Here is a 9554-nt window from a genome sequence, read left to right as displayed (position 1 = left end):
CGGACGCGCCCGTCGCGGGCGAGGTGCCCCCGGACGAGCCGCCCGTCGTGCTGCTGACGCTGCTCGCGCTGGCGGCGCGTCCGGCGGAGACGGCGGACGCTTTGAAACGGGCCGCCGCGAGACGGTACGGCGAGGACGTCCCGTGGTTCGGGTGGCTGGTGGACGGGGCCGCCGACGACGATCCGCTGCGCCTGCTGGCGGTCGTCCGGACGCAGCCGGAGGCGGCCGCCGAGTCCGAGGCGCGGCGGCGCGAGCACCGCGCGGAGGAGATCCGGACTGAGGAGCTCCGCCGCCACTGGGACGAGCAGGAGCGGACACGGCTGGAGAAGAGGAACGCGGCCGTCACGCGCGCCGTCGGCTGGTCGCTGCCGATCCTGGTGTTCTGGCTGGCCGGGAGCGGGCTCATCGCGCAGTTGTCGGGCAGCGGCACGAAGACCGGCCCGTCCGGCTGGTTCGTGATGCTCGGCTTCGTGGCCGTGCTCGCGTGGGCCGTGCAGTGCGGGGCCGAGGTGTTCGTGGCGCGTGCGCAGGGCGGCGAGTACCTGCCGCACGGTCCGTGGGCGTTCGCGTCGAAGGCGCTGTCGGCGAGCGGACGCGGCATGAACAAGATGGGCCAGGCCATGCGCGGTTCACCAGGACGGCGGCGCGGATTCGTCCCGCTCGCGCTGGTGTTCGGCGTCATGTTCGCCCTGCTGCTGATCGCCCTGGCCGCCGTGACGCCCGCGGGCGGCCTGCTGTGGATGCTGGTGATGCCGGCCGTGGCCGTCGCGCACGCGGTCGCCGCGGGCGTCCGACTGCACCGCTGGCGCACCGCCCGCGACCACACCGGCCCGAACCACACCGCCCAGAGCCACATCACTTCGAACGTCGACGGAAGGACATCATGAGCAGCGGCGTCGAGGCCGACATCGTCCTGGACGCGGCGGTCGTCCTCACCCTGGGGATGAACCGGGCGCTCGGCCGCGCGAGCGGGCTGGCCGGACGCGGCGCGGAGGCGCTCGCGGAGCGCGCCGCCGGACGGGCCGAGGCGCGCGGCGCCCGCCTCGCCGAGGTGCGGGACCTGGAACGCGCGCTCCGCGAGGTCGTGGAGCGCAACGCGCGCATCCGGGCCCTCGCCGAGCTCGGCGCGGAGAACCTGCCCGCGCCGCCCGCGCCCGGCGAGGACGACGCGTCCGACGACCTGACCGCGTGGTGCGCCCGCGCCGACGCCGAGCTGGACGCGGCGGAGGCGGCCCTCTCCAGGAGGATCGCCACCGACATCGGCACGCAGGTCTTCACCGCCGAGGCGCTGACCAGCGACACGTCGTCCGCGGCTCCCGGACCGGCGGCGCCGCCCGCGCGCATCGACGCGGCGCTCGAACGCGTCCTTGCGCGGCTGCTGCCGGACACGGCCGAGGAGGACCGCCGCGAGGTCGTCGAAGCCGCGAGGCTGCTCGCCGGCACCGGTGCCTCGCACGACGCCGAGACCGTCCTGACCGAGGTGCGGCTGCGCGTCCAGAAGGCGAACGACAACGCCCGCACGCGCCGCGAGCAGCGGCGGCGGGAGCAGGAGCGGCAGGACGCGCGCGAGCAGGCGGAGGCCGAGCGGCGGTACGTCCTGTCCGAGGTGACGAAGGCGTTCGAGGACCTCGGCTACGAGGTGCAGCAGAGCTTTGAAACCGTCACCGCCGACAACGGCTCGCTCGTGCTGTCCAAGGGCGACTGGCCCGACCACAGCGTCCGGATGCGGCTGGACGGCGACGCGAAGCTGCGCGCGAAGATGATGCGCGCGACGCCCGTCCTGAGCGAGAACGACCGGCGCGTGGACGTCGAGCGCGAACAGGAGTGGTGCGACGCGTTCGAGGAGGCACGGGAGCGGCTCCGGGACGCGGGGATCGGCTCGGACGTGACCTGGCGGCTCGCCCCCGGCGTGGAGCGGCTCCCGGTGCGCGCCGAGGCGCGGCAGACTGGGACGCGGGCGGCCCAGGCCAGGGCGAGGGAACGCCGCCCTGGAGAATGACCCGGGCGACCGCCCCGACGACTACCGGAAGAAGTGAGCGTTGAGTATCGAGTCCCCCACCCTCGGCGGCCGGCTGCCGGGATGGCCGCCGTTCATCCGCGAGCTGGACGCGACGCTGGCGGTGCACTCCCAGTACGTGCTGTCGGGGAACCTGTACGACAGCTTCCTCGCCCCCGGCGACGGCGCCGCGCCCGCGCGGCTGCTGCCGCTGCGCGACCTGCTGTGGGAGTCGCTGCGGTCCAGCGGCTACTCGTTCATGGTCGTTTACGACGCCGTGGACGGCATCCAGATCCACCCGCCGGCCGCGGCGGACGAGGCGCAGCGGCTGCTCGGCCGGGTCAAGCCGGACGACAAGCCGTCGCTGGAGGCGCTGACCCGGCACCTGGCGGCGGTCGCGCGTCCCGCCGAGGACGTCCGCGCCGCGTTCGTGATCGACTCGGCGTCCCGGATCGCGCGGACGCCCACCGACCTGGAGCCCGCCGAGCGCGACTTCTTCCGGTTCTGCGCCAAGCTCTCCCGGACGGCCCGGCCGGTGCGGGTCGCGGGGGGCCAGCGGCCGAAGCCGCTGTACAACCCGGTGCTGTGGCTGGTCGACCGGCCCGGCGACCTGCCGCCGTGGCTGACCGCCGAGAACGAGAACGTCCGCGAGATCACGATCCCGCGCCCGCACCTGGGCGACCGGCAGGAGACCGCGCGGCTGCTGGCCCGCGCGTTCGGGGTGACCGACGTCGGCGCGGACGAGACCGCCGCGCAGGCGTGCGACGCGTTCGCCGAGCAGGCCGACGGGCTGACGCTGCAGTCGATGATCGAGGTGACCCGGCTGGCCAAGGAGCGCAACGTCTCGCTCGCCGACCTGCCGGACGCGGTCCGCACCTACAAGCTCGGCGTCCTCGACAACCCGTGGAGCCGCGGCCACCTGCGCCGCCGCGTGCTGGAGGGCGAGAAGCGGGTCCCGGAGCGGGTGATCGGGCAGCCGCAGGCCGTCACCAAGACCCTGGACATCCTCAAGCGGGCGGTGCTCGGCCTGTCCGGCGCGCAGGCGACGCGGTCCGGGTCGCGGCCGCGCGGCGTGCTGTTCTTCGCCGGGCCGACCGGCGTCGGCAAGACCGAGCTGGCGAAGGCGATCACCGAGCTGGTGTTCGGCGACGAGTCGGCCTACCTGCGGTTCGACATGAGCGAGTTCTCCGGCGAGGGCTCCGGGGACCGGCTGATCGGCTCGCCGCCCGGCTACGTCGGGCACGAGGCGGGCGGCGAGCTGACCAACGCCGTCCGGGAGGACCCGTTCCGGGTGATCCTGTTCGACGAGATCGAGAAGGCGCACCCGCGGATCCTGGACAAGTTCCTGCAGATCCTGGAGGACGGGCGGCTCACCGACGGGCGCGGCAACACCGTGCACTTCTCCGAGGCGATCCTGATCTTCACCTCGAACCTCGGGATGTTCGTCCCGGCGCACGACCCCACCGGGAGCGGCTCGGCCGGCCGGGTCCGCAACGTGATCCCCGGCATGCCGTACGAGGACGTCGAGCAGCGCATCAAGGGCGCGGTCGCCGACCACTTCACCGAGGTGCTGAACCGGCCGGAGCTGCTGAACCGGTTCGGCGACAACATCGTGGTGTTCGACTTCATCGGCGCGGAGGCCGCGGACCGGATCTTCGACCTGCAGTTCGGCAACATCTGCCGCCGGGTGGCCGACGAGCACCGGCTCGTCCTGTCGGTGAAGGGCGAGCCGCTCGGCACGCTGCGCGAGTGGTGCACCGCCGAGCTGGACAAGGGCGGCCGCGGCATCGGCATGGCCCTGGAGTCGTACTTCGTGAACCCGCTGGCCCGCGCGCTGTTCGACCGCGACCTCGTCCCGGACGAGAAGATCACCGTGACCGGCGTCCGGCGCGAGGGCAGCATCGTCCACGTGGACGTCGCGTGAGCCGGGCATGACGGAGCTGCTGCTGGCCAAGGCGCACTATCCGGTGACCACGCTCGGCCCCGGGACGCGGGCGGGCATCTGGACGCAGGGCTGCACGCTGCACTGCCACGGCTGCCTGTCCCGCGACACCTGGGACGCCGACCCCGCCAAGGCCGTCCCGGTGGAGGCGGTGCTGGGGTGGCTGCGCTCGCTGCCCGCGCCGCTGGACGGCGTGACGATCTCCGGCGGGGAGCCGTTCCAGCAGCCGGAGGCCCTGCTGGAACTGGTCTCCGGCATCCGCGCCTGGCAGGGCGAGCGCGGCCGTGAGAGCATTCCGTTGGACATTCTCGTCTACAGCGGATATGTCTACACACGGCTCTCGCGCTCCCGCGCGGCCCGCGAGATCCTGAACAGGTGCGACGCCGTCATCACGGGGCCGTACGTCGACCGGCTCAACCCGGAGGGGCGACACTCCTCGGAAGGGTCCCTACTCTGGAGGGGGTCGGCCAACCAACGCGTCGTGCCGCTGTCCGGGCTCGGACGGCAGCGCTACGCCGAGGCGGCCGGGAACGAGACGAACCGGGACGACACGCCCCGCATGCAGGTGTCCGTGGACGAGGGGCCGGAGGGAAGGCGGGTGTACTACATCGGGATCCCGCGACGAGGTGACCTCGATCACCTCACATCGACGCTGGAACAGGCCGGAGTGCACGCGGGGGACGTGTCATGGAGACCATGAACTGCCCATACTGCAATGAATCGGTACAGCCGGGCGATCTGCTCTGCCTGAGCTGCGGAGCGAACCTGGCCCGTCCGGGCGCCCAGCAGCCGCACCAGCACGCCGGCGGCCAGGGCTACGGCGACCAGGCCCCGCCCCGCACCCCGCCGCCGCCCGCACCCGGGCAGCACGGCCAGCCGGGCCAGCCCGGACAGCACGGCGGTCCCCCGCCGTACGGGCAGCAGGGCGGTTTCGGCCAGCCCCCGCAGCAGGGCGGACAACCCCCCTACCAGCAGGGCGGCCAGCCCGACTACGGTCAGCAGCCCGACTACGGCCAGCCTCCGCGCCAGCAGCAGCCGGACCCGTGGGGCCCGCCCCAGCAGGCCGCGGACCCGTGGGGTCCCCCGCAGCAGGGCGGTTTCGGCGGCCAGCCTCCGCAGCAGCACGGCGGCGGTGGCGGCGGGCAGCCCGACTACGGACAGCAGCCTGACTACGGCCAGGCACCGCAGCACGGCGGCCAGCCCGACTACGGTCGCGGCGGCCAGCCTGACTACGGCCAGCCTCCCCAGCACGGCGGCCAACCCGATTACGGCCAGCCCCCGCAGCACGGCGGGCAGCCCGACTATGGCCAGCCCCCGCAGCACGGCGGGCAGCCGGACTACGGCCAGCCTCCCCAGCACGGTGGCCAGCCCGACTACGGTCAGCCTCCGCAGCATGGCGGGCAGGCCGACTACGGCCAGCCGCCCGCGCCCCAGCAGGACCCGTGGGGAGCTCCCCCGCCTCCCGCTCCGCAGGACCCGTGGGGCGCGCCGCAGCCCGGGTACGGCCCGCCCGGCGGCCCCGGCGGCCAGCCGATGCACCCGCACGGCCGGGAGCAGACGCTCCTGCCGCCGGAGAGCCAGGGCGGCCGCCGTCCCGACAGCACGGCGATGATGTGCCCGTACTGCGAGGCGGTGCTGGCCAACCCGGCCGCCGCGCAGTGCGACTCGTGCCTGCGCCCGCTGCCGGGCAAGGGCGCTCCGACGCTGCGCGTGCAGTTCCCGACCGGCGAGCTGAAGGTCGCGGTCGGGCAGACGCTGGTGCTCGGGCGGGACGCGGGCCAGTCCCCCGTCGCGTCGACGTTCACGCCGTACGACAACGTCTCGCGGCGGCACTCGACGGTCTGGCTCGACCAGCAGGGCACCGCGTGGGTCCGCGACGAGGGCTCCACGAACGGCACCTTCGTCAACGGCGAGCGCCTCCCCCCGCGGGTGGACGCCCCGCTCCGCGACGGCGACCAGCTCCGGCTCGCCGCCGACGTGGCGGGAACCGTCATGCTCAACTGAACCGCCCCCCGGACGGCGTCCCCCGGACGGCGTCCGGGAGCGGGGCCGCGAACCGGCGGCCCGCGAACCACCGCGACGGCGGCCCGGAACCCTCCGGGCCGCCGTTGCCGTTTCGTGATCATTTACGGGCCAACCCCGTCCGGACCGGCGGCGTCCTGTGATTGCGCGCCACGCACCGGCGCGCGTCACACCGAAACGAGGCCCATGCGCAGCACCCCCCTGGCGCTGGGCGCGGCCACGGTCACGGCCCTCACGCTGGCCGTCCCGACCGCCGCCCAAGCCGCCGCCTCCCCCGCTCCTACGAAGATCACCGGCTTGCGGGTCAGCACGAAGACGACTCAGCAGCTCACCCTCTCCGGCCGCCTCACGACCAGGGCCGGGACGAGCGTGGGCGCCGGCCGCAAGGTGATCGTCGAGACCGCGGACGACACCCACCGGCGCTGGTACACCTATCCCAAGCCGCTCCTCACCGCGGCCGACGGCTCCTTCCGGACCGATCCCAAGCACGTCGGCGCCCACTACCGGCACGGCTACTTCCGGGTGCGGTTCGCGGGCGCTCCGGGCCTCGCGGCGACGGTCTCCGGGGACGTCCGCGACCGGCGGGTGGCCACCCGCGTGGTCGGCTGGAAGATCTCCACGACCCGTCCGCGCCGCGGCTCGACGTTCACCGTGCGCGGCTATCTCCAGGACAAGCCCGGCGGCACGTGGAAGGGCCTCAAAGGCCGCCGCGTCGCCGTCGAATACTGCCTCAAGGGCGGCGACTGCCTGAACGATATGTCGCTCTGGCACGGCATCTCGAACTACAAATCGGGTGCGAAGGGCTACTTCAGCACCCGAATTCATGTCGGCGCGAAGGCCAAGCCGGTCTATGTCGCCTACACGTTCTACGGCGACTCCACCCACTACGTGACGTGGCTGGTCAAGCCGGTACTCATTTCCCCTCGATGAAAGTGACGTCCATGCGCAAGTCCCTGCTCCTCGCGAGCACGGCCGCCGTCGCGGCCACCCTGGCGACCGCCCCCGCGACGGCGAACGCCGCCACGACCACCGCGGCCAAGACCCCGACCAAGGTCGCCTTCAGCATGTCCACCACGTGGGACGCCAAGCTGACCATCTCCGGCAAGGTCACCGCGACGAACGGCGTGACCTTCCCCGCCGGGAAGTGGCTGGTCGCCGAGTGCTATTCGCAGCAACAGCACAAGTGGCTGACGGTCAAGCCGGGCAGCGGCCAGAAGCCCCTGGTCACCCGGGTCGGCGGCGCCTTCTCCAGCAACCTGACCGCCTACTGCGGGCACGGCACCTACCGCGTCCGCTTCCCCGGGGACCCGACGTTCGCGCCCTCCACCAGCCCGAACGTCCTGGACAAGCGCGTCAACGCGCTGACCTACGGCTGGAAGGTCACGCCGCGCACCATCCGCAAGAACGGCTACGTGTACTTCAGCGGGACCCTCAAGCACGACCCGAAGCCGGGACACTACGTGCCGTTCAAGGGCCAGCGCGTCTACCTGTACGTGAAGCTCAAGGGCGAGAAGAACTGGTCCTGGTTCGCGCGGCCGAAGACCGACTCCAAGGGACGCTTCACCGGTCGCTTCCGCATTCCCAAGGACGCCTACTTCACCTATGAGTACTTCGGCGACAAGAGCCACTACGGCGACTGGCCGCTGAAGGCGGCGTTCGTGAACGTCCGATAGTGCGCGTTCCGTAGCAGAGCAATGGCGGTCCGGAGTTTTCGGGCCGCCGTTGTCTTTTCGTGACCTGAGCGGCTCAACCTGGCGTTGAACTCGTGCATCATCCAATGTGCGCGTTTGCCGCAAATTCTATAACTCGGTGTCACGGGGACGGCACGATCCGGTCCGGTGCGCCGCGGGACGGCCGGGAGGTCGCTTGAAGCGGGGGATCCGTGCGGTCGAGGCGATTGTCGCCCTGGGCGCGCTCGGTGCGATGTCGTCGCTGGTGGCACTGTTCCCTGAGGACTCCTCCGGCACGCACACCGCCGCGCGCGGGAAGATGGCGGACCGGGCCGGGAGGGCGTTCGTCGACGGTGTCCGGCCGCCGTCGGTGAAGGGGGCGGCCCCGGCCGCGCCCGCGGGCGGGACCGGCGGGCACTGGTCCGGCCAGGGCGGACGGTTCATGCAGTTCGTCGCGCACGAGGACGACGACTCGCTGTTCTTCTACCCGGACATGATCCGGTCCGCGGCGACCGACTCGACCACCGTGTACCTGACCAGCGGGGAGGCCACCGGCCGCCAGTACCGCAACCGCTGCATGTACGGCCGGCACCGGGAGGACGGCGCGCGCGCCGCGTGGGCGCGGAACGCGAGGCTGCCGAACCTGTGGACGCGGACGCCGCTGCGCCTGCCCGGCGGCCAGTACGTCGAGCTGGACACGCTGAACAGCGCGGCCAACATCCGGCTCGTCTTCTTCCGGCTGCACGAGGCCGGGAACAAGCCGGCGATGCTGCGCACCTCATCGCTGGAGAAGCTCTCGCACGGCGTCGGCACGGCGACGACGCTCGGTTCCGAGCCCACCGACGGGCCCGGCTGCGACCCCGCCTACATCGGGCACCGGTACACCGAGCAGCAGCTGGAGAGCGCGCTGACCTGGCTCATGCAGCGCTTCGGCCCGACCGTCGTGATGACGCAGGACCCGAAGTCGCCGCCGGTCAAGGGCAGGTTCACGCACGTCGTGTCGCAGATGGGCGACCACACCGACCACCGGGGCGCGGGCCGCCTGGTCGCCGACGCCGCCGCGCGGTACGCGGGCCCGCGGCGGGACGGGGGCGTCCTGGTGCGGTACTACCGGGACTACAACGTCCGGTCGTCGCCGCCGAACCTGGGGACGGTCGCGCCGGGGAAGAAGCAGCTCTTCCTGACCTACCTGGGCCCGAAGGGCGTCAACGACCCGGGCCCGAACCCGAACAACCCGACCTTCTACACGCTGTTCTACTCGCGGCAGTACACCCGCTGGACGAACGGCACGAACTGGGCCCTGCTGGACGGCGCGAAGCGGCTGAACGCGTTCGGCGTGCTGAACGGCAGGGTCGCGCAGTGGCAGCAGGCCCGGCCCGGCGGGCCGTGGGCCGGTCCGGGGTTCATCGCCGGCGGGGGCCTCGCCCCGTACGTGACGGCCGTCCGGGACCCCCGGGGCATGCTGCACCTGTTCGCGCTGCGGCTCTCCGACGACGCGATCGTGACGGCGTCGCAGAAGCCGTCCGGCGGCTGGACGGCCTGGTGGTCGCTCGGCAACCCCGACCCCGGCGCGGGCCTCACCGTCGGGGCGCCCGCCGTGGCGGTCGCGCCCGGCGGCGACATGACGGTCGCGGTGCGGAACCTCGACGGCGGCGTGAGCGTGAAGACGCGGCGCGGCGCCCGCTGGGAGGACGACTGGACCGGCCTGGCCGCCACGGGCGTGCGGGACGGCGTCGCCGCCGTCGCCGACGCGTCCGGCCGGGTGTCGGTGTTCGCGCCGACCGGCACGGGCGTGGCGCAGTGGCGGCAGCAGAACCCCGGCGAGCCGTTCGTCCGGGTGGGCGGCGGCTCCGGCGGACCGCCCGCCGGCCCGGTGACGGCGGCCGTGGACGCGACCGGCGCGGCGCGGATCTACTACCCGGCG

Annotated in this window: 7 protein-coding genes and 1 pseudogene; all 8 read left to right on the top strand. The window is 73.2% G+C overall.

Annotated elements, in window-relative coordinates; all coding sequences use genetic code 11:
* Nucleotides 1-887, top strand: a pseudogene (locus tag AB0J52_RS15985) (serine/threonine protein kinase); the annotation flags it as partial.
* On the top strand, nucleotides 884-1999 hold the full coding sequence (locus AB0J52_RS15980) for a response regulator receiver protein (protein ID WP_500182336.1): 1116 nt from the start codon (nucleotides 884-886) through the stop codon (nucleotides 1997-1999). The pseudogene AB0J52_RS15985 and the gene AB0J52_RS15980, both read left to right, overlap by 4 nt.
* A 40-nt stretch (nucleotides 2000-2039) precedes the next feature.
* Nucleotides 2040-3920 (top strand): AAA family ATPase, encoded by a 1881-nt coding sequence (locus AB0J52_RS15975; RefSeq protein WP_500182335.1) that lies wholly within the window; start codon nucleotides 2040-2042, stop codon nucleotides 3918-3920.
* Nucleotides 3921-3927: 7 nt separating this feature from the next.
* Nucleotides 3928-4638 carry a 4Fe-4S single cluster domain-containing protein gene (locus AB0J52_RS15970; protein WP_500182334.1) on the top strand — a complete coding sequence of 237 codons (711 nt, stop codon included), beginning with the start codon at nucleotides 3928-3930 and terminating at the stop codon, nucleotides 4636-4638.
* Nucleotides 4635-5942: an FHA domain-containing protein gene (locus AB0J52_RS15965; protein WP_500182333.1), complete on the top strand. Its 1308-nt coding sequence runs from the start codon at nucleotides 4635-4637 to the stop codon at nucleotides 5940-5942. The genes AB0J52_RS15970 and AB0J52_RS15965 overlap by 4 nt, the downstream gene beginning before the upstream one ends.
* Nucleotides 5943-6146: 204 nt before the next feature.
* Complete coding sequence (locus tag AB0J52_RS15960) at nucleotides 6147-6890, top strand: hypothetical protein (protein ID WP_500182332.1); 744 nt, start codon at nucleotides 6147-6149, stop codon at nucleotides 6888-6890.
* A gap of 11 nt (nucleotides 6891-6901) precedes the next feature.
* Complete coding sequence (locus tag AB0J52_RS15955; protein ID WP_500182331.1) at nucleotides 6902-7633, top strand: hypothetical protein; 732 nt, start codon at nucleotides 6902-6904, stop codon at nucleotides 7631-7633.
* 193 nt (nucleotides 7634-7826) lie between these two features.
* Nucleotides 7827-9554, top strand: a 1728-nt coding sequence (locus AB0J52_RS15950) for a PIG-L family deacetylase (protein ID WP_500182330.1), incomplete at its 3' end; no start/stop codon positions are given.

It is taken from the genome of Spirillospora sp. NPDC049652 (genome assembly GCF_040675125.1).
GTDB lineage: Bacteria > Actinomycetota > Actinomycetes > Streptosporangiales > Streptosporangiaceae > Spirillospora.
This window is presented reverse-complemented; position numbering and strand designations above follow the sequence as displayed.